Here is a 19,850-nt window from a genome sequence, read left to right as displayed (position 1 = left end):
AATCTAAAAAAAGGAATTTTATTCACCGCTCTTTTTTCGAGCCTCTTTTTTATAAGTTCGCAGTAATGACGATGACGATGACGATTTAATGGGAAACTGGATTAAAAAATCGGCCTTTGATGGTCCTGCAAGATCTAGTGCGACAAGTTTCGTTATTGGAGATTATGCTTATGTTGCCGGAGGTTATACAGGAGATGTTTACTTAAAAGATTTATGGGCTTATAACTCAACTGGTGATTATTGGGAACAAAAAGCAGATTTTGCCGGCGTAGGAAGAAGTTCTGCCTCTAGTTTTGCATTAAATGATAAAGGATATGTTGGCCTTGGTTACGACGGAACAAACAAACTGAAAGATTTTTATCAATATGATCCTACTGCGAACAGCTGGACTCAAAAAACTGATTTTGCAGGAACGGGTCGTTATGCGGCAGTTGGTTTTCAAGCTGGTGGTAAAGCTTATTTTGGCACTGGTTATGATGGAAATTATTTGAAAGACTTTTATCAATATGATGACCAAGCTAATACATGGACACTCGTAAATGGTTTTAGCGGAAACAAAAGACGTAATGCAACAGTTTTTGTAATTGCTGATAAAGCGTATCTGGCAACTGGTGTAAATAACGGAGTTTATCAAGAAGATTTTTGGGAGTTTGATCCATCAACTGATATTTGGACTAGAAAAAGAGATATTGATAAAGATACCGACGATGATTACACCTATAATGATGAGTATGCAATCGTACGTTCTAATGCATCAAGTTTTTCTATGAATGGATTAGGATATGTTGTAGGAGGAGAAAATATAAAAACAATTTGGGAATACAACCCAACAACTGATTTATGGATTGAAAGAACTCCAATGGAAGGCGCTACCAGAACCGATGCTGTAGGTTTTGCAATTAATAATCGTGGTTTTTATATGTTAGGAAGAATTGGCACTACATATTTTGATGATGCGTGGGAGTTTAGACCATTAGAAGAACAAAATGACGATGATAATTAATATTAAAAAATTCTTCTGGAACGCTTTCCAGAAGAATTTGATGTTTTTTGTATTGTTGTCGCTTTTTGCTTCGTGCACAAAAAAAGAAGTTTTAACATCTGATGTTTTTAAAACAAATTCTGGATGGGGATACACAATTTCATACAAAGAAAAAATAGTAATCAAGCAATCCATCATTCCGGTGATAAGTGAAAACAAAAGTTTTGCAACACAAGACGATGCGATAAAAACAGCCAATCTTGTTAAAGAGAAACTCCTAGAAAACTTATCTCCAACGGTAACCAAAAAAGATTTAATTTTATTAAAAATAAAATTGTAAATGCAGATAGATACCATTAAAAATAACAGCTATAACAGAATCTTATTTCATTGTGCGATATGGGTTTTCTTTATTTTGACTTCGTTAATTCAGTTTTACGAAAGTCCATTTAAAATCAACAATGACTTTTATGTGCAATGGGCAACAGGGATTGTATTGTTTTATTTGAACTATTTTTATCTGGTTCCGATCTATCTTTTACAAAAAAAATACTGGCTCTATTTTATTGTGGCCTTTGGTCTTATTGCGGCGTTTATGATTATCAGAATAAACTATTTTATTCCTGAATTTAGACATTTAAGACCCGAAAATGTAATGCCTCCGCAAATGATGCGGCACGATCCGCATTTTTTTCCGAGAGACAGAATGGCGCCTAGAATTGAGATGAGACAACCGCTTTTTTTTAAAATTGGCCCGTCATTTTTCTATATTTTGATTATTACAATCAGCGCAATTATTAGAACACTAACTGAATTTTATAACAATCAGCAGAATAAGCTGATTGCCGAAACACATAGAACGAATACAGAATTAATATACCTGCGCAAACAAACCAATCCGCATTTCTTATTTAATTCATTAAATAGTATTTATTCTTTGGCACACAAAAAATCTGATTTGGTCCCTGATGCCATCGTGACCTTGTCTGAACTTATGCGCTATATGCTCTACGAGACAGACAATAAAACGGTGGCTTTAGAAAAAGAGGTAAACTATATTCAGAATTATATTGAACTGCAAAAACTGAGATTAAACAACATTGAAGACATTGTAATTAACGTGCATGGCGATACAAGAAACAAATTTATCGAGCCTTTATTATTGATTTCATTTGTCGAAAATGCCTTTAAATATGGAACAGATTATAAAGGTGCGACTCACGTAAAAATTAAAATCTTAATCACAGATAATAATCTTGATTTTTGGATAGAGAATACTATCGAAAATTATGTGAAAGACCCGGATAATTCGGGAATTGGATTGGTAAACATTCAAAGTCGTCTCGATTTATTATACCCTAGCGCACACGAACTAACCATTACTCAGGATAATGCCTATTACCGAGTTCATTTGAATTTAAAATTAGATGAAATTAAAACCGCAATACATTAAACAAAACTGATTATGGACAGAAAAAAATTCATCCGAAATGGTATTTTAGGCATTGCTTCGTTAGCAACAGCTTCAACATTATTAGAATCATGTTCAAAAAACGATCATGACGAAACCGACTCAGGCAACTCTGGAGATGCGAGCTGTACTGTTTCTCCTTCAGAAACAAAAGGTCCTTTTCCAATCAAAACTCCAAGTCAGCTGGTTTTAGAAAACATTAAATCTGACCGAATTGGAATTGCCTTGCTGATTAATTTAAAGATTGAAAACAAAAATAATGACTGTGCTCCTCTTTCGGGAGTTTTAGTTGATATCTGGCATTGCGACAAAGACGGAAATTATTCTGAATATGGCGGCACACAAATGCGACAGACAGATTATACTTCGGTTCATTTTTTAAGAGGAAGACAAACTTCTGACACCAATGGAGATGTTTCTTTTATTTCGATTTATCCAGGCTGGTATCAAGGAAGAGCACCGCATGTGCATGTTGAAGTTTTATCGAGTTCTGGAAGTTCATTATTAGTAACTCAAATTGCTTTTCCAGAAACCATTTCTAGTACAGTATATTCCAGCACAAATTATGCCGCCCACGGACAAGCCGATACTGCCAATACAAGAGATAATGTTTTTTCAGACAGTTTATCTGACGAGCTCGCAACTATAACTGGCAATATAACAGATGGTTATACTCTAACTAAAACTATTACAGTTAACGCATAATTGTGATTTCTTAACCCGTATTTTATGAAAACTTTAGAACTTAATTTACTGGTTTCAAATTACTTTTGACTGCCAAAACAAATGTAACCTTAATTCGGAAAAAATGAAATGTGTAATTATTGACGATGAGCCTTTAGCGGTAGAATTACTGCAGGATTTTGTTAAAAAAATAGACTCGCTTGAATTGATTAGTTCTTTCAACAATGCAATTGATGCCGTTTCATTTATCAATCAGAATAATGTTGATTTAGTTTTTCTGGATATTCAAATGCCTCATTTTTCTGGAATTGACTTTTTAAATACAATCGAAAAAAAGCCTTTGGTTATTTTTACAACTGCCTATTCTGATTATGCTGTAGAAGGATTTAATCTTGGTGCGGTAGATTATTTAGTAAAACCAATTCCTTTTCATCGGTTTTTAAAAGCAGTTGTGCGAGCGCAGCGGGTTTTACAGCCCGCAATGGCAAATCAGGCACTTTCTGAAAATACAAATGCTCCAGAAATTGAACAGGATTTTATGTTTGTTCGTGCAGAATATGAAAATGTAAAATTGAATTTTGCTGATATTCTTTTTATTGAAGGACTAAAAGATTACGTCAAGATTTACACCACAGATAATAAATTTATTTTGACTTTAATAAGTTTGATTAAATTAGAAAATCTGCTTTCGAATAAAGGGTTTGCAAGAATTCACAGATCGTATATCATTAATATTAAACATGTGAAATCTATTCAGAAGAACAAAGTTTTAATAAGCGATAAACGAATTCCTATCAGCGAAAGCTATAAAAGTACTTTCTTTGAAAAAATCAACCTGTGATATTTTCAAATTCCAAAAAAAGAAAAATTCCAAATTCCAAAAAGGCATATCTCTTGGAATTTGGAATTTTTATTATTGGAATTTTTTATAATCAATCTTCATTTTTAAACCAGCTTGAATACATTACGTAATTATTTGAGATGCGCTCAATTTCACCTGCAAAATTCGACTGATCAATATCTTTTACTTTTTTGGCAGGAACTCCAGCATAAATACTTCCAGAAGTTACCACAGTGTTTTGAGTTACCACCGCTCCGGCGGCAATAATCGCATTGCTTTCTACAACGCAGTTATCCATAACTATAGCGCCCATTCCTATCAAAACGTTGTCATGAATAGTACAGCCGTGTACAATAGCGTTATGACCTATTGAAACATTGTTTCCAATTATAGTGGGATGTTTTTGATACGTGCAGTGAATAACAGCTCCATCCTGAATGTTTACCTTATTGCCAATTTTAATAAAATGAACATCTCCTCTAATAACAGCATTAAACCAAACAGCCGCAAGAATCACCAAAAGTGACATCTCCTACAATTGTGGCATTTTCGGCAACATAACAATCCTCTGGAATCAAAGGTGATTTTCCGTTTACAGATTTAATCAGCATAAAAAATAAAATTTAGTTAATCGCAGGACAGTTACAATCGTAACGTGCTTTTTTACAGAATAAATTAATTCCTAAAGTAATTTGATGGTAACCGCCGGTATCAAATTTTACATCTCCCATTACTTGAGAATAAGTGTAGGCAAACATAAAGTTCTTAAAATTAACACCAACAATTGGCGTGAAAAATTGTAATTTTTGAGAAGAAACACCACTTCCAGAAAGATATTGGGCTCCATCAAAACCTCTTCTATAAGAAAGAGTCGCCCAAAGACTTCCGAAATCCATACTCTTATAGGCTTTTAAATTTAAATCGAGTGTTTTTTCTTTGGTTTGATCGAAAAACTGAAAAAGAATAGAAGGTTCCCACGTGATATTTTCATTTTTTCCAAAAACATATCCCACACTTAATAAAAACTTTCTCAGATTATCACTTTCATAATCTGTATATAACTCTCTTCTAGTCTCTAATAAACCCTGAACCGTTGCATGTGCATAAAAATCCAGAAAATTATAAGATGCTCCAACATCAACATTGAAATAAGAATCTTTTTGGATAGACCCAAAAACAATAGGATCAAAAGTTCCTCCAAATTTCGTTTCGTCCAATTGACTTTGTATTAATCCATCGCTGATTCCAAATGACAACTGATTTAAATCAATTTCATCTCTAGAAAACATAATATGATGCGCGTAAGTTAGTTTTACACCTTTCTGTGAATGATATCCGTTTTTGTCGTTAAAAACAATGATCCCCGCACCCGAACGTTCTCCTACTCTTCCATTAAAACTTAGTGTCTGTAAAGATGGCGCATCTTCCTGACCAAACCATTGTTTTCTGGCCGTTAATCTGATCTTGGCACAGTTGGTCGCACCAGCCATTGATGGGTGAATTAAGTAGTAATTGTCAGACAAATAATCAGAATACACAGGTATTCCTTCCTGAGAATAAGAATAGAATGAAGTAATAAGAATAATTAATAAAACCTTGATTTTTAATTTCATAAAGGCAATTTTGTATCTATATAATTTTCACTCCTGCAATTTAGTACGATTTATTTGAAAAGAGTCTTAATTATTTTATTAAAAAATCAAATATAGCTAATAGTAGAAAATAACTTTAGTAAATTTGCAAAAAATATAATACCATGACAAAAATCACCATAAAAGAAACTCAAAATCCTACTATATTAAAGTTTGAATTTGAAGATTTCATTACTCAGAATCAAAACTTTGAGTTCAAAAATATCGATGAGGCAGATTCATCTCCTTTAGCACAGCAGTTATTCTATTTACCGTTTGTTAAAACTGTTTATATATCAGGAAATTTTATTGCTATCGAAAGATACAGCATTGTTGATTGGGACGACGTTAAAGACGCGGTAGCTGAACAAATCAGTGCCTTTGTTGAAAAAGGCGGGGTGATCATTAAAATTGATGAAAATAAAGCAAAAAAACAACCGATAACAGTTTACGGAGAAACGACTCCTAATCCTTCTGCATTAAAATTCGTAGTAAGCAGAATGCTGACTCGCAATGCAGTTGAATATAAAAATATCGATCAGACTGTTTCTTCTCCATTAGCGCAGGAATTGTTTAAGTTTCCTTATGTAAAAGAAATCTTTATTGACGAGAATTACATTTCTGTTACAAAATACGAAATCAATGACTGGTCTGAAATTACATTAGAACTAAGAACATTCATCAAACAATTTATAGAAAACGGCGGAACTGTTTTAGACGAAACGCTAATTCAAACTACAACAAAAATTGAAGTAACAAAAGACGAAGCATTTGACAAATTAGATGTTACTTCTCAGCAGATTATCAACATCTTAGAAGAATATGTGAAACCAGCTGTAGCGACAGATGGAGGAAATATTGCTTTTGAATCTTATAATGAAGAAGACAAAACGGTTAAAGTACTTTTACAAGGTGCTTGCGGCGGTTGTCCGTCATCTACGTTTACTTTAAAAAGCGGTATCGAAAATATGCTTAAAAGCATGTTGAACGATGAGGCTATAAAGGTTGAAGCTGTAAATGCTTAATGACTATTTTCTTCTATAAGAATTTCAATTATATTTGCATCACAAACAAACATACCTTCTCTTTTGAGAAGGTTTTTTTTATTTTAAAATCATGAACGACGTTACTTCAGACCAAGTTAGTAATTACATCGCGAGATTTATCAACATCTTAGTTGATTATTCTCCAAAATTAATCTCTGCATTTCTAATTTTATTTGTTGGTTTATACGCTATCCGACTAATAAATAGATTAATTAGACGATTAATGGTGAAGAGAAATCTTGACCCAACTTTAACCAAATTTCTAGCAGATATTTTATTATGGGCACTTAGAATTTTGTTATTTGTTACATTCATTTCAAAACTCGGAATTGAAACTTCTTCATTTGTTGCTATTTTAGGAGCAATGGGACTTGCTGTTGGTTTGTCTTTACAGGGTTCACTTTCGAATTTTGCCGGAGGAATGCTGATAATTGTTTTTAAACCTTTTAAAGTTGGCGATACAATAGAAGCACAAGGCGTGATTGCTACTGTTGAAGAAATTCAGATTTTTGTAACAAAAATGATTACGGGAACTAATCAGACCGTTTTTGTTCCAAATGGAGCATTATCAAACGGAACGATTATTAATTATTCGATGCAGGCCGAAAGAAAAGCCGACTTGACATTTTCAGTTTCTTATGACTCGGATATCAAAAAGGCAAAAGATATACTTTTAGAGGTTTTACTATCAAATCCAAAGGTTCTTAAAAATCCTGCACCAGAAGTTTTTGTAAAAAACCTATCTGCGAGTTCTGTTGATTTTGCAGTTCGCCCGTGGGCGACAAAGGCAGACTTTGGCTCTGTAGTTTCAGATACTTTAGAAAATTGCAAAGTTGCATTGGATAAAGCTGGAATTTCTGTCCAGCCTTTTACAATTCAAAAATAATAGTTATTGCTTTTTTGAAGGAGCAGTAATCATAAAATCTTTTAAATAATAAGGTTCAAAATAAGCGACATCTACAGTGTCGCTTTTTTGATATTTATCAAAACTGATTTTACTCATAGCTTGTGCCGAAGGATATTTGATATCTTCTAAAAACACAAAATTTTCTTTAGTTAAAACAGCTTTACATTTGTCAGCGCAATCGCCGACAAAGTAAAGCTTGTCTGTATATTCTTGAAATGAATTTTCGTCTATTATTTCCGCTTTTATAGCTCTTTCAGCTGTCAAATCTGTATTAAAAACGGCACTGTAAACTTCCATACGACGCGCATCTAACATTGGGATAATTTTTCCATCTGTAACTTCTGCCTGAGAAGCTAATGCCTGAAGCGTATCAACAGCGATTAGTGGGATATTTAAAGCATAACACAATCCTTTTGCCGCAGAAACGCCAATTCTTAAACCTGTATATGATCCCGGTCCCTGGCTGACTGCAATTGCATTTAAATCCTGAACAGAAATACCTGCTTTTGCTATTACTTCTTCAATAAAAACATGAAGCTTTTCTGCATGCGAATAGCCTTCGTCTGCAAGCTCACTGCAAACAATGGTTTTCCCATCTTTTGCAACAGATACAGAACAATTTTTAGTGGCCGTTTCGATATTGAGGATAAAAGACAAAATATTTAATTTTAATTATTAATGTTTTACAAATAAAGCAGGTCAAGAAAAAATAAGAACACAAATTAAAAGCAATAATGGTATAGTACATAAATTAACCATTAAAAAACTCAAATAAAGTATTATCCTTTTTCCAAGTGAAAAATACACAAACTCTTCTTTATAATAATCAGTTTTAGAAATTCTATAATGAGTGTAAAAAAGAAATCCGGCTACTGCGGCTAACCCAATCGTAAAGGCCGGAAAAAAACCTGGCGACAGTCGCCACATAAAGAAACCATCATAAAAAATTATTTCTTAGGCGTTTCTGCTTTTTTAAGTTTTACCTTATCTCCTGAATTAAGATCTTTAGAAACCGTTGTGTAAGGGCCTGTAATTACAACATCTCCAGGTTTTAAACCAGACATTACTTCAATATTCGTATCGTCTTGAATTCCTGTTTTAATTACTCTAATTTTAGCTTTATCTCCCTCTTTTACAAACACACATTCGAATTTCTTATCACTTTTCGGAGTGGCTTTTTTATCTTCATTTGGATCTTCAACTTTAAAATCTTTTACTGCTGTAGTATCTGATTTTACAACCACAGAACTAATCGGCACTGCCAAAACGTTTGTTTTTGTTGTTGTAATAATATCAACAGTAGCTGTCATTCCAGGTCTAAAAGGAGAATACGTACTTGGTTTTCCTTCTAATAAATCCTGATAAGACTCTTTTAAAATACGAACTTTAACTTTAAAATTAGTAACCTGATCTGAAGTTAAAGTTGTGCTGGCAGAATTAGAGATACTCGTTACAGTTCCTTTAAATTTCTTTTTTAAATAAGCATCAACTTCAACATTTGCTTCGTCACCAATTTTAATTTTTACGATGTCGTTTTCATTTACATCAACTTCAACCTCCATATTATTAAGGTTTGCTACACGTAAAAGTTCTGTTCCAGCCATTTGCTGCGTTCCTAAAACTCTTTCTCCTAATTCTACATTTAAAACAGAAATTGTTCCGTCTGCTGGAGAATAAATAGTGGTACGCCCTAAATTGTCTCTTGCCTCACTTACCGAAGCCGAAGCACTTTGAACACTGTAATAAGAGTTTTGTTTGGTTGCTTTTGCTACTTCAAATGAAGCAATGGCTTTATCCCAGTCTGATCTTGAAATTACTCCTTTATCGTATAAGGTTTTATTACGATCGTAATTGGCTTTAGCTTCTTTAAAACTTGCCTCAGATTGTGTTAAACCTGCTTTAGATCCTGATAAATTAGATACCGAACGGTTGTAGCTTGAAGTATATAAATCTGGATTAATTTTAACCAGCAATTCTCCTTTTTTTACAACCTGACCTTCTTTTACATTTAACAGAATAATCTCTCCAGATACCTCTGGAGAAATCTTTACTTCTATTTCTGGTTGAATTTTACCTGTAGCCGAAACTGTTTCAACAATTGTTGATGCAATTACTTTTGCTGTTTCTACTTCTTTTCCTTCATCCTTATTTCCTATTACTCCCGACTTCGAAAGACCGATTAAAACTGCAATAAGTACTACTGCACCACCTACTAAGAAATAAATTGTTTTTTTTGACATAATAAATTATTTTGTAATAATTGGAACTATTGGAATTCCGAAATAAAATTCAATTATCTTAATTTTGAACATGTAATCATATTTTGTTCTGATAACATCAGACTGCGCATTGGTCAACAATGTTTGAGCTTGTGTAAAATCAAATGAATTCATCAAACCTACATCGTATTTTTCTTTTGCATAATTGTATGCCTGCTGTCTAGCTTCTAGAGTTACAGTAGACGCTTCGTAAGTATTTAAAGCCGCTCTTGCATCAGTAAATGCGGTGTAAACGTCACGTTGCAAATCTAAACTTTTTTGCTCTAAATCTATTTTAGATTTTTCTAAATTTACTTTGCTTCTTTCTACATTGTTCTTAACTGACCAGCCATTAAAAATTGGAACATTTAACTGTAATCCAAAATTATGTCCCTTATTATCACTAAACTGTTGGAATATCGGATCTGGACCTACTGTATAAGGCTGATCGTTTACATCAAATCTAACTTGATCACTGTAACTAGCTCTGGTATTAAAACCATAAAAACCACTAAGTGTAGGCTGATAAGCTCCTTTTGCAATAGCTACATTTTTTTCAGCAATTTCAAGATTTGTTTGTGCAAGCTTTACGTCTGTTCTTATGTCTTTTGCCTTAGCATAAATTTCAACTGGAGTCTGCCCAAGAATATTATTCTCGTCGTTTAGAGTTGTATTATCAATAACATCAAAATCGGCAAATTCTTTTAACTGTAAAAGCTGTGCCAGACTTAATTTAGAAATCAATAAATTATTTTCAGAAACAGCAATATTTTGTTTGTCTGTAGCGACAGTTGCTTTTAGATCGAATAAATCACCGCGAGGAATTGTTCCAGCGTTAACCATTTCTTCAGAACGAGCATATCGTTTTTCGTCAATTAACAATTGTTCTTTTTTAACTTTTAGATCTTCTTTATTAGATAAAATCTGTAAGAAAGCACTAGCCACGTTTAAAGAAATATCTTCCTGCATCTTCAGCAGTTGATATTTTGATGCAATAATAGATAACTTTGCTCTTCTGTATGTATTTTGATTTTGAAGTCCTTTGTATATATCAACTCCCGCATTTAAGCCAACTGAAGAATATTGAGTGGTTTGATTACGTAAAATACCAGTTGTAAGATCCTGATTCAAACCAATATTCCAAGAGTGTGAAGCATTTCCATTTACAGACGGAAGGTAACTTCCTAATGCGCCTCTTTTATCAATAACCGCATTTTCGACGTCTAATTCGGTTAATTTTATCGTAATATTATTTTCCAATGCATATCTCACACATTCTTCCAGTGTCCATTGTTTTGATTGCGCGTGTCCAGCTAATCCAAAACCGAATAACATTGCAAAAACCAGACTATTAATTTTATTTATTTTCATATATTTTAAATGAAAGCGAAGTACAACGAACTACGCAAATTTAACATTTTTTAAAACCAAAAGATCCTTAAACCTTCAAATTAAATTATTTTTTCTCTCCTTCATTGATCAAGCCCTGATTCCAGATTTTAATCTTATCTGTACTCTTTACACCGCTTTTAACTTGAACGTAGATTCCGTCACTTACACCCAGAACCAAATCTCTTCTTTGAAATTTCTGTGGAGCAGTTTCGATTTCAACATAAGGTTTTTGTGTTTTTTTGTCAAATTGAACTAATGATTCTTTTATTGCCAAAATTTTATCTGCTTTTTCTAAAATAATGGAAGCATTTGCACTCAAACCGGCTCTAATAAAAGTATCATCTCTATTAACCATCTGCGCTTTAATTTCAAACTGAATTGCTCCATTTTCTGTAACACCTTTTGGTGCAATGTAATTTAGAACAGCATCGAACTTTTTATTTTCAATTGCACCAATTGTAATTTCAATAGGCATTTTTTCTTTGATTTTTCCCACTTCAGATTCATCAATTTTTCCAATAAAAATCATTCTTCCAACGTCTGCAACGCTCGCAATTGTTGTTCCTTCATTAAAATTATTACTTTCAATAACTTGGTTTCCAACTTTTACAGGAACGTCTAAAACCATTCCGTTAACCGTAGAACGAATTAAAGTATTGGCATAACTTCCTAAAGAAGATGTTGTTCCTGTTTTAACAATATCTAAACTTTGTTTTGCAGACCAGATACGTTTGTTTTGCCTGATTATATGCCACTTGAGTCGCATCAAAATCATTTGCAGAAATTACATCTTTCTCAAATAATGTCTTTTGTCTTCTATAAAGTCTTTCCTGGTTGTCCAAAGCAATTTTGGCTGTCTGAACTTGATTCTGTGTACTGCTCACGTTAGAAACGTTTGCAACAACTCGAATTTTCGCAATCATATCACCAGCTTTGATTTTTTCACCAGCTTTGATATATACTTGTTCGATAATCCCCGAGATATTCGGTTTGATTAAAACCTCTTCGTCTGGCTGAATATTACCAGTTGCAATTGTATTTTTTACAATCGTTTTAATTTCTGGTTTTTCCGTTTTAAACACAATTGGCGACTCTTGGTTTTTGGCATACAAATAGTAAAGTGCGCCAAAAAAAACGATCGCAATAAATATTAAAATGGTTATAGTTACTCCTTTTTTCATTTGTTTTTGGTTTAATCGATTTATTTTGATTGATAATTTATTCTGTTCTTAAAGCATCTACAGGCTTAACATTGATTGCAGTCTGCGCTGGAATAAAACCTGCCAGCAAACCTGATCCAACTAATATTAATAAAGCAACGAATACAACACCTAAATCCACACTCGGATTGGCAAACATCGTATTCTCACCCGCAGGCATCGAATCTAATACAAAATTTAAAATTGCTATAATTCCGGTTGCGACGGCAATACCCAGCATTCCAGAAATAATGGTTAAAAATATAGATTCTGATAGTATCTGTGATCGAATAGCTCCCGGCGTTGCGCCCAAAGCTCTTCTTATTCCAATTTCTTTTGTACGTTCTTTTACTACAATCAGCATTATATTTGAAATTCCGATTACTCCAGAAATCAAAACCAATGTTCCCACAAAATAGGCAATCACTTTTAGGATATTAAATAAGCTTTGCACTTTATTGAATTGTTCGTACAAATCGAAATTTCCCACCGCTCTATCATCTGTTGGATTTATAGAATGCAGTGATTTAATAATCTCTAAAATTTTAGGTTTTAATTCTGTAATAGAAGTTTCATCTTTTGCTGTAAGTGCCATCCATCCCACTTTATCACCATAATTAAAAGACTGCTGAAAAGTCGTGAAAGGAATAAAAATATTTTTCTGTTCCTGCTCTGCATTTCCACCTTGTTGTTTGGATTTATAAACCCCGACAACCATAAAATTTACACCATTAATTTTGACATAAGTACCTATAGCTTCTTCTTCTTTTCCATAAAGTTCACTAATAACACCTTTACCAATTACGGCTACTTTTCTTCTCTCCAGAATATCCTGCTGATTTACAAAACGACCTTTAATAATATCCATTGGTCGCTGTTTAATCAACTCTGGATAATCTCCATATATGGTAAATGATGAAGTTTTTGTTCCTCTAACCACATTATTTGTTCCGTTAAAATCACCTAATTGATTTCTTGGAGAAACATATAATAAATCTGGCAATGCCTGCTTTTAAGGTACGCAACATCGCTGTTTCTAAAATCGTATCTGCGTGTTTTTGGTAAACCTTTATAAGCTTTAGAAGTTGTCTGGCTCCACATAAACATAGTGTTTGTTGCAATACCGTCAAACCCTTTTTTAATACCATTTTCAAGTCCATTACCTGCGACAAGTAAAATCACCAAAATAAATATTCCCCAAAAAACACCAAAAGCCGTCAGAATAGTTCTGAAAGGGTTGGCCGTTAAGGCCTGTAAAATCTCGTCCCAATTATCTTTTTTAAACATAACTATTCGTCTCTAAGTGCTACAATAGGTTTAATTTTAGGCGCTCTATATGCTGGAAAAAAACCTGCAACAGCACCAGCAAACACCAATAAAAATAGTGTTGTTAATGCCACATTAAAATCAACTTCCGGATTTCTAAAATATTCACTCTGAACCATCGGACCTACAAATTCAAGCAGTAACAAACTCCCTAAAAGTCCAACAAACCCAGCAATTGTTGTAATAAAAATCGATTCATGAAGTATCATTGTAATAATAGAAAATGGAGATGCTCCCAATGCTTTTCTAATTCCAATTTCTTTTGTTCGTTCTTTTACAATAATCAACATAATATTACTAACCCCAACAACTCCGGCGATTATAGTACAAATACCAACCCACCAAAAAAACAATCTGATATATAAATTTAAGTCGTAAAACTGTTTGGCATCTTTAACAGAATTATAAACTCCAACACCGCTGTCGTCTTCTGGTGCCACCATGTTTTTACTTTTCAGTAAGTCTTTTAAATCTTGGGTAAATTTTTCAGATTGTGCTAAAGCTTCATCATAATTGTTTGTCTTTTTTAAAGTAAAAAACAAATTACTAATTTTATCCCCGCCTCCAAAAGTTCTTTGTACGGTAGTTAATGGCAGATAAGCTCTCGCTTCTTCACGTTCTCCTCCTGGATCTGTAAAAATTCCGACTACTTTAAAATTAATATTATTGATTAATATTTCTTGTCCAAGTGCCTCTTTATCTTTAAATAAATCTGTTTTTACTTTCATTCCAATAACAGCGACTTTTTCATTGTTTTGTAAATCTTTAGTATTTACATATCGCCCTTGAACTATAACCAGATTTTCTATTCCTCCATAATCAGGATCAACTCCTCTATATTGATAATTTCCAGCCTCTTTTCCATAAGAAAATTGTGCTCCCCAAAAATTATATGTTGAAGCTCTTAAATCTAATTTATCTTCAAATTTCTGAACAGATTGATTATAATCGCTATTGCGAAATTGAACCTGTCTGCCAGGATTGAGTCCTTTATATTCTTTAGTTGTTGTACCAGACCAAACTTCTATAATTCCCGTGACGTCACGTTCGAATTGTTTTTCAATTCCATTTTGAAGACCTTTTCCTGCACCCAGCAGAATCACCAAAATAAAAATCCCGGAAGCCACAGAAATCCCCGTTAAGAATGTTCTTAATCGGTTTTTTGAAATGGCTTCAAATATTTCCTGCCAGCGTTCAATATTAAACATAAGACGAAGCTCTAACTTGTTCTACTTTTTTATCATCGATAATTAATCCATCTTTTAGGACTACATTTCTTTTGCACATTGCGGCAATATCAGGTTCGTGTGTCACAATTAAAATTGTCTTTCCTTCATCATTAATTCCCTGAATCAGTTCCATAACTTCATAGGAAGTTTTAGTATCCAGAGCTCCTGTAGGTTCATCTGCCAGCAAAACTTTCGGATTTGACGCTAATGCTCTTGCAATAGCTACACGCTGTTTCTGACCTCCAGAAAGTTCATTGGGTAAGTGATGAGAGTGAGATCCTAAACCTACTTTTTCAAGATATTTCATTGCAATCTCATAACGTTCTTTTTCTTTTAACTCCCTGATAATACAATGGCATTGCAACATTGTCAAGCGCAGATTTATAATTAATCAAATTAAAAGACTGAAAAACAAATCCTAAGAATTTATTACGATATTTTGAAGCAATCGTTTCGTTTAATTTTTTTATTGGAGTTTTATCTAAAATATAACTTCCAGAATCGGCCTCATCTAAAATTCCTAAAATATTAAGCGGCGTAGATTTGCCAGAACCAGATGATCCCATGATCGCAACTAATTCACCTTCTTCGATATTAAAATTAATACCTTTTAACACGTGTAATTCTGAACTTCCCATTTTATAGGACTTGTGTAAATCTTTAATTTCGATCATGGTATTGTTAAATTTTGAGACAATAATAACATTTTTATTAAGTAAATTATGATAATAAAAAGTTAATAATTCCGTTACCTTTTCTGTATAAGACTACAATCTTTAGTAATTGTTACACTTTTTTAATAAAATATGATTGTTTTCGTAATTTTACTCCATAATAAAAATTCATATTAATGAAGCTTTCTTCAATTCTTTCAATGTTTACAGCACTTGTCGTATTAGCAGGCTGTTCTTCCGCTCAAAAATTAGAGACATTAAAACCAGAACCAGACGATGCCAGTCCGTTAGTATATGACAGCAGTCCGTCTTTTATCAATTTACCCATTACTATCAAACTTAGTGAGATTGAAAACCAAACAAATGGCATCCTGAACGGATTAATTTATGAGGACAATACTATCGAAGATGATGATATAGAAATGAAAATCTGGAAACAAGCTCCAATTAAAATTCAAAATGACCCTTCGAATCGTGATAAAAGGATAAAAACTATTTTACCACTTAAAGCGACTATCAAATATCGTATTGGCACTAAAAAACTAGGCGTAGAATTATACGATGTCAGAGAATTCAACTTAAATGGAATTATAACATTATCAAGCGAAACTGCATTGACCAATTGGAAATTGACAACAAAAACAGAATTCAAATCTCTTGATTGGAATGAAAGTCCGACGATGACCGTTTTTGGTAAAAACATGCCTATTACCTATTTGATAAACCCAGCTATTTCTATTTTTAAAGATAAATTAGAAAAGAAAATAGACGAAGCAATTGAAAAATCAATGGATTTTAAGCCTAATGTTCTTCAGGCTGTAGAAAAAATCTGCACTCCATTTCAGATGAGCGATACTTATGAAAGCTGGCTCCGAATTGTTCCTATCGAAATTTATTCTACAAATGCCAAACTTAAAAATGATAATTTTTTACTTGACATGGGCATGAAATGCAATATGGAGACGATTGTTGGCAAACAGCCTGAATCAAAATACAACGCCAGCAAAATTGTATTAAAGCCTGTAGCAAAAATTCCGAATCAGATTTCTGCAAATATTGCTTGCGATTTCAAGCTATGTAGATGCTTCTAAGATTATGACCAAGAATTTTGCCGGACAGGAATTTGGAGAAGGAGGTAAAAAAGTAACCGTTAAAAATGTTTCTATCTGGCATAAAAACGGCAAAATGGTCATTGCCCTAGATGTATTAGGATCTATAAACGGAACGCTTTATTTAAATGGATTTCCACAATACAATCCGCAGACGAAGGAAATTTATTTTGAAAAATTAGATTATGTATTAGACACCAAAAGTAAGTTAATGAGGACTGCAAATTGGCTGGCGCAAGGCTACGTTTTAAGAAAAATGGAACAAAGCTGTAGATATTCTATTCAGCCTAATTTGGAAGAAGGTAAAAAAACAATGGCAGACTATCTAAAAAACTATTCTCCGATGCCTGGTGTATTTGTAAACGGCAAAATGGAAGATATACAGTTCGATAAAATTCAGCTCACCAATCAAGCTATTATCGCTTTTATCAAAATAAACGGAACTGTCAATGTTTCGGTGAACGGATTGAAATAAAAAAAAGCAGTGTAAAATTACACTGCTTTTTTCTTTTTATACATTCTATAAATCAAATATCCTATAATCACGACCAGCAAATACGGAATAACCATTAAATAAACAATTCCGTCATTTACCGCTTCGGCTTTTTTAATATTAGAATCGCCAGATAAAGCGTACTGGCACATCGCGCATTGAGCATTTACTGAAATTCCAATAAAGAAAAAACAAATCCCAAAAATTAAACTTTGGAACTTGGAATTCGACTTTCGATTTTTATTGTTAATTAGCATAATATGGAGAAATCATTAAAAATACTACTACTCCAGTTACGGCAACATACAGCCAAATTGGAAATGTTATTTTAGCAATTTTTCTATGTCTGTCAAATCGCTGTGAAAGCGCTCTTACATAAGTAATCAAAACAAGCGGGATAATTGCTATTGAAAGTAAAATATGTGTTATCAAAATAATAAAATACACCAATCGTAAAGAACCGATTTTAGCACTTTCGACCGCATCAAGAACACCATCATGGTTTGAATCTCCAAATTTAGTAGAATCTGCTGTCATGTGATATGCTACATACATCACCAAAAAAGCAAGTGATAAAGCAATAGCAAAAGTCATTAATCGTTCGTGCAATTTTTGTTCTCCATTTTTTATAGCCAAAACTGCCCAAACCAATACAATTGCAGTGATACCATTAGTTGTTGCGTAAATAGGCGGTAAAAAGGACAATGGCTCTACATCGAAACCAAAATCTTTAAGTTTTACACCAAACAAAATCGCTACAACAACCGGGATTATAATTGAAACTGCAACAATAAGTTTATTGTATTTTTTCTCTAATGAATGATCTTCCATTTTTATTCTTCTAATAAAATTTTAATATCTTGTTGAATATCACGAACTCCTTTTTTGTCTAAACCATCGTAATAAATAGTTGGATTCCCGTATTCATCTTTTCTGCGGCGAATATTACCATCCTTATCGATTAAAGCAAATAAACCAGAATGCTCAAATCCACCGCTTACTTTGTCATTTTCACCCGCGTAAAGATTAAAACCTTTGTTTGACAAATCCATAATTACACTTTTATCCCCAGTCAGGAAATTCCAGTTGGAAGATTTTACACCAAGCGACTTCGCGTGATCTTTTAAAACCTGAGGCGTATCGTGTTTTGGATCAATTGTTATAGAAACAATTCCAAAATTTGGATTTCCAAAAAAAGTCTTCTCAATCTCCAGCATACTCATATTCATCTTTGGACAAATAGACGGGCAAGTTGTAAAAAGAATTCTAAAACATACACTTTTCCTTTATACGTCTCGTTTGAAATCTTCACATTATCCTGATTTGTCAATTCAAATTTTGGAGCAGGTCCAATTGTCAAAAGCTTTGCTTCCTTCGAAGATTTTGCATCAACATTATCCAAACGGTTTCCTTTTACAATTTCACCATTTTTAACTCGATCAACAATTTTAGGAATGGCATAAATTCCAAAAATCAAAATGATAAAGGAGATTCCTATATATGATTTATTCTTGAACATTATAAATAATTTTTAAAGTTGCTTTGTAGCGTTATGATTCTTCTTTAAAGTTTGCGCGGTATTCGTATAAAATGATTTTGAAATCATCAAGCATTTCATTACTCAATTCTGATGGATGAAAAGTATTATATCCTTCCTTATACTCCTTGTTATCTTTTCTTCCTCTTAAACTGCGATCTTTATCGATAATATAAACATTCGAAGTGCCAAGGTTTTGATTTAGTTTTTCTTTTAAATGAAGCTGATCATAAAATTTTTGGATTTCTTCATTTGAAGCAAATACAAAATTCCAATTTTTAACATCTGTAAAAGGAGATAAAGCATCTACAATTTTCTGAGCTTCTTTTTCTGTACCAAGCGGACAAAGAACAACGAACTGAAGATCTTCGAAACCATTATAACGTTTGTAGATCTTTTCATTTAAATTAAAATAATTCCCTCTGTTTTCTAAAATATTCGAACCTGAAAAGCCAAGTACAGTAATCTTTTTATCTAGAGAAACTTTTTTTCCGTTTAGGGATTTCCAATTTCCAAAATCAGCAACTTTTGGTGTGAGTACAGGAAGAGTTGTAAAACTATTTACACCAGAAGCAAAAAATAAATACGCTACAATTGGCAGAACAAAAAGTACAAAGAGAACTATATTTTTTTTCATTGTATTAATGGAAATTATTGAGGTACAAAAATAAAAAAATCCCGATGTTATCGGGACTCTTTTCGAATTAATATCATGTTAAAAATTCCATTTAATAGTAGAATCTTTAAAAACCCCATAAATATAATGTCCTTCTGTCAATAGAATAAACAATAAATATAAAACAAGGAAGACAACTGATGATACAACAGACCATCTAAGGTAGCTTTTTTCACCTTCCATGTGCATAAATGCCCATACAATATAATATGCTTTGAAAATTGTAAGGATATAGAAAATCCAATTTAACAAATTCAAACCGATAAAATGAGTAAATTCTAATGATGCAGGTTTGTAGATACCTAAAATAACTTCTACTGTAGTTACTAATGAAAGTAATCCAAAAACAAACCAGATTCTTTTTGTATTTGATACGTGCTCGTGTGACATAATAA

16 protein-coding genes and 6 pseudogenes are annotated in these 19,850 nt (G+C 32.9%); 8 read left to right on the top strand and 14 right to left on the bottom strand.

Annotated features, from left to right (window positions below; translation table 11 throughout):
* Positions 1 to 88 precede the first annotated feature (88 nt).
* From ACZZ95_RS09285 to ACZZ95_RS09265, 5 genes are all read left to right on the top strand, one after another.
* Positions 89 to 1,003 (top strand): Kelch repeat-containing protein, encoded by a 915-nt coding sequence (locus tag ACZZ95_RS09285; RefSeq protein ID WP_463468819.1) that lies wholly within the window; start codon positions 89 to 91, stop codon positions 1,001 to 1,003.
* On the top strand, positions 993 to 1,322 hold the full coding sequence (locus tag ACZZ95_RS09280) for a DUF4907 domain-containing protein (RefSeq protein WP_463468818.1): 330 nt from the start codon (positions 993 to 995) through the stop codon (positions 1,320 to 1,322). The genes ACZZ95_RS09285 and ACZZ95_RS09280 overlap by 11 nt, the downstream gene beginning before the upstream one ends.
* Positions 1,323 to 2,435 carry a sensor histidine kinase gene (locus tag ACZZ95_RS09275; protein WP_463468817.1) on the top strand — a complete coding sequence of 371 codons (1,113 nt, stop codon included), beginning with the start codon at positions 1,323 to 1,325 and terminating at the stop codon, positions 2,433 to 2,435.
* 12 nt (positions 2,436 to 2,447) lie between these two features.
* Positions 2,448 to 3,158, top strand: a complete 711-nt coding sequence (locus tag ACZZ95_RS09270) for a dioxygenase family protein (RefSeq protein ID WP_463468816.1) — start codon at positions 2,448 to 2,450, stop codon at positions 3,156 to 3,158.
* A gap of 103 nt (positions 3,159 to 3,261) precedes the next feature.
* Positions 3,262 to 3,978: a LytR/AlgR family response regulator transcription factor gene (locus ACZZ95_RS09265; protein ID WP_463468815.1), complete on the top strand. Its 717-nt coding sequence runs from the start codon at positions 3,262 to 3,264 to the stop codon at positions 3,976 to 3,978.
* A gap of 91 nt (positions 3,979 to 4,069) precedes the next feature.
* Here the strand turns inward: ACZZ95_RS09265 and ACZZ95_RS09260 are convergent.
* A pseudogene (locus tag ACZZ95_RS09260) lies at positions 4,070 to 4,589 on the bottom strand (gamma carbonic anhydrase family protein).
* 12 nt (positions 4,590 to 4,601) lie between these two features.
* The gene (locus ACZZ95_RS09255) at positions 4,602 to 5,591 is read right to left on the bottom strand and encodes a PorP/SprF family type IX secretion system membrane protein (protein WP_463468814.1); all 990 of its coding nucleotides are present in this window, start codon (positions 5,589 to 5,591) and stop codon (positions 4,602 to 4,604) included.
* A 143-nt stretch (positions 5,592 to 5,734) separates the two neighbouring features.
* On the opposite strand from ACZZ95_RS09255, the gene ACZZ95_RS09250 reads away from it, so the two are divergent.
* Complete coding sequence (locus ACZZ95_RS09250; protein ID WP_463468813.1) at positions 5,735 to 6,634, top strand: NifU family protein; 900 nt, start codon at positions 5,735 to 5,737, stop codon at positions 6,632 to 6,634.
* A gap of 91 nt (positions 6,635 to 6,725) precedes the next feature.
* Positions 6,726 to 7,541 carry a mechanosensitive ion channel family protein gene (locus ACZZ95_RS09245; protein WP_463468812.1) on the top strand — a complete coding sequence of 272 codons (816 nt, stop codon included), beginning with the start codon at positions 6,726 to 6,728 and terminating at the stop codon, positions 7,539 to 7,541.
* A 3-nt stretch (positions 7,542 to 7,544) separates the two neighbouring features.
* Here the strand turns inward: ACZZ95_RS09245 and tsaB are convergent, their stop codons facing one another.
* From tsaB to ACZZ95_RS09210, 7 genes and pseudogenes are all read right to left on the bottom strand, one after another.
* Complete coding sequence (gene tsaB, locus ACZZ95_RS09240) at positions 7,545 to 8,219, bottom strand: tRNA (adenosine(37)-N6)-threonylcarbamoyltransferase complex dimerization subunit type 1 TsaB (RefSeq protein ID WP_463468811.1); 675 nt, start codon at positions 8,217 to 8,219, stop codon at positions 7,545 to 7,547.
* Positions 8,220 to 8,509: 290 nt separating this feature from the next.
* Entirely contained in the window at positions 8,510 to 9,802 is a 1,293-nt protein-coding gene (locus ACZZ95_RS09235; protein WP_463468810.1) for an efflux RND transporter periplasmic adaptor subunit, read from the bottom strand.
* A 6-nt stretch (positions 9,803 to 9,808) separates the two neighbouring features.
* The gene (locus ACZZ95_RS09230) at positions 9,809 to 11,191 is read right to left on the bottom strand and encodes a TolC family protein (protein ID WP_463468809.1); all 1,383 of its coding nucleotides are present in this window, start codon (positions 11,189 to 11,191) and stop codon (positions 9,809 to 9,811) included.
* Between the two features lie 85 nt (positions 11,192 to 11,276).
* Positions 11,277 to 12,393: pseudogene (locus ACZZ95_RS09225) on the bottom strand (efflux RND transporter periplasmic adaptor subunit).
* A gap of 37 nt (positions 12,394 to 12,430) precedes the next feature.
* Positions 12,431 to 13,698 (bottom strand): annotated as a pseudogene (locus ACZZ95_RS09220) (ABC transporter permease).
* Positions 13,699 to 13,700: 2 nt separating this feature from the next.
* On the bottom strand, positions 13,701 to 14,945 hold the full coding sequence (locus tag ACZZ95_RS09215; protein WP_463468808.1) for an ABC transporter permease: 1,245 nt from the start codon (positions 14,943 to 14,945) through the stop codon (positions 13,701 to 13,703).
* Positions 14,938 to 15,640 (bottom strand): annotated as a pseudogene (locus tag ACZZ95_RS09210) (ABC transporter ATP-binding protein). Before ACZZ95_RS09210 ends, ACZZ95_RS09215 begins: the two are co-directional and overlap by 8 nt.
* 176 nt (positions 15,641 to 15,816) lie before the next feature.
* Between ACZZ95_RS09210 and ACZZ95_RS09205 the strand changes: the two are divergent.
* A pseudogene (locus ACZZ95_RS09205) lies at positions 15,817 to 17,224 on the top strand (DUF4403 family protein).
* A 17-nt stretch (positions 17,225 to 17,241) separates the two neighbouring features.
* Here ACZZ95_RS09205 and ACZZ95_RS09200 read toward each other — a convergent pair.
* The 5 genes and pseudogenes from ACZZ95_RS09200 to ACZZ95_RS09180 form a co-directional block, all read right to left on the bottom strand.
* Positions 17,242 to 17,499: a hypothetical protein gene (locus ACZZ95_RS09200; RefSeq protein ID WP_463468807.1), complete on the bottom strand. Its 258-nt coding sequence runs from the start codon at positions 17,497 to 17,499 to the stop codon at positions 17,242 to 17,244.
* Positions 17,489 to 18,073, bottom strand: coding sequence for a DUF420 domain-containing protein (locus ACZZ95_RS09195; RefSeq protein WP_463468806.1), 585 nt, complete (start codon positions 18,071 to 18,073; stop codon positions 17,489 to 17,491). Before ACZZ95_RS09195 ends, ACZZ95_RS09200 begins: the two co-directional genes overlap by 11 nt.
* A 2-nt stretch (positions 18,074 to 18,075) precedes the next feature.
* Positions 18,076 to 18,761: pseudogene (locus tag ACZZ95_RS09190) on the bottom strand (SCO family protein).
* Positions 18,762 to 18,792: 31 nt separating this feature from the next.
* A complete protein-coding gene (locus ACZZ95_RS09185; protein WP_463468805.1) occupies positions 18,793 to 19,416 on the bottom strand; it encodes a hypothetical protein in 624 nt (207 codons plus the stop codon).
* Between the two features lie 78 nt (positions 19,417 to 19,494).
* Entirely contained in the window at positions 19,495 to 19,845 is a 351-nt protein-coding gene (locus ACZZ95_RS09180) for a cytochrome C oxidase subunit IV family protein (protein ID WP_463468804.1), read from the bottom strand.
* Positions 19,846 to 19,850: the final 5 nt, after the last annotated feature.

Source organism: Flavobacterium sp. AC267 (assembly GCF_979258715.1).
Note: the sequence above shows the minus strand (reverse complement) of the source record. Positions and strands in the feature narration are given on the sequence as shown.

What these genes read in the sequence shown, in the direction of transcription:
- ACZZ95_RS09200 (WP_463468807.1), bottom strand. Translation starts at nt 17,499, where the DNA reads ATGCTAATTAACAATAAAAATCGAAAGTCGAATTCCAAGTTCCAAAGT.
- ACZZ95_RS09285 (WP_463468819.1), top strand. Translation starts at nt 89, where the DNA reads ATGGGAAACTGGATTAAAAAATCGGCCTTTGATGGTCCTGCAAGATCT.
- ACZZ95_RS09235 (WP_463468810.1), bottom strand. Translation starts at nt 9,802, where the DNA reads ATGTCAAAAAAAACAATTTATTTCTTAGTAGGTGGTGCAGTAGTACTT.
- ACZZ95_RS09275 (WP_463468817.1), top strand. Translation starts at nt 1,323, where the DNA reads ATGCAGATAGATACCATTAAAAATAACAGCTATAACAGAATCTTATTT.
- ACZZ95_RS09230 (WP_463468809.1), bottom strand. Translation starts at nt 11,191, where the DNA reads ATGAAAATAAATAAAATTAATAGTCTGGTTTTTGCAATGTTATTCGGT.
- ACZZ95_RS09270 (WP_463468816.1), top strand. Translation starts at nt 2,448, where the DNA reads ATGGACAGAAAAAAATTCATCCGAAATGGTATTTTAGGCATTGCTTCG.
- ACZZ95_RS09245 (WP_463468812.1), top strand. Translation starts at nt 6,726, where the DNA reads ATGAACGACGTTACTTCAGACCAAGTTAGTAATTACATCGCGAGATTT.
- ACZZ95_RS09250 (WP_463468813.1), top strand. Translation starts at nt 5,735, where the DNA reads ATGACAAAAATCACCATAAAAGAAACTCAAAATCCTACTATATTAAAG.
- ACZZ95_RS09215 (WP_463468808.1), bottom strand. Translation starts at nt 14,945, where the DNA reads ATGTTTAATATTGAACGCTGGCAGGAAATATTTGAAGCCATTTCAAAA.
- ACZZ95_RS09265 (WP_463468815.1), top strand. Translation starts at nt 3,262, where the DNA reads ATGAAATGTGTAATTATTGACGATGAGCCTTTAGCGGTAGAATTACTG.
- ACZZ95_RS09280 (WP_463468818.1), top strand. Translation starts at nt 993, where the DNA reads ATGATAATTAATATTAAAAAATTCTTCTGGAACGCTTTCCAGAAGAAT.
- ACZZ95_RS09180 (WP_463468804.1), bottom strand. Translation starts at nt 19,845, where the DNA reads ATGTCACACGAGCACGTATCAAATACAAAAAGAATCTGGTTTGTTTTT.
- ACZZ95_RS09255 (WP_463468814.1), bottom strand. Translation starts at nt 5,591, where the DNA reads ATGAAATTAAAAATCAAGGTTTTATTAATTATTCTTATTACTTCATTC.
- ACZZ95_RS09185 (WP_463468805.1), bottom strand. Translation starts at nt 19,416, where the DNA reads ATGAAAAAAAATATAGTTCTCTTTGTACTTTTTGTTCTGCCAATTGTA.
- ACZZ95_RS09195 (WP_463468806.1), bottom strand. Translation starts at nt 18,073, where the DNA reads ATGGAAGATCATTCATTAGAGAAAAAATACAATAAACTTATTGTTGCA.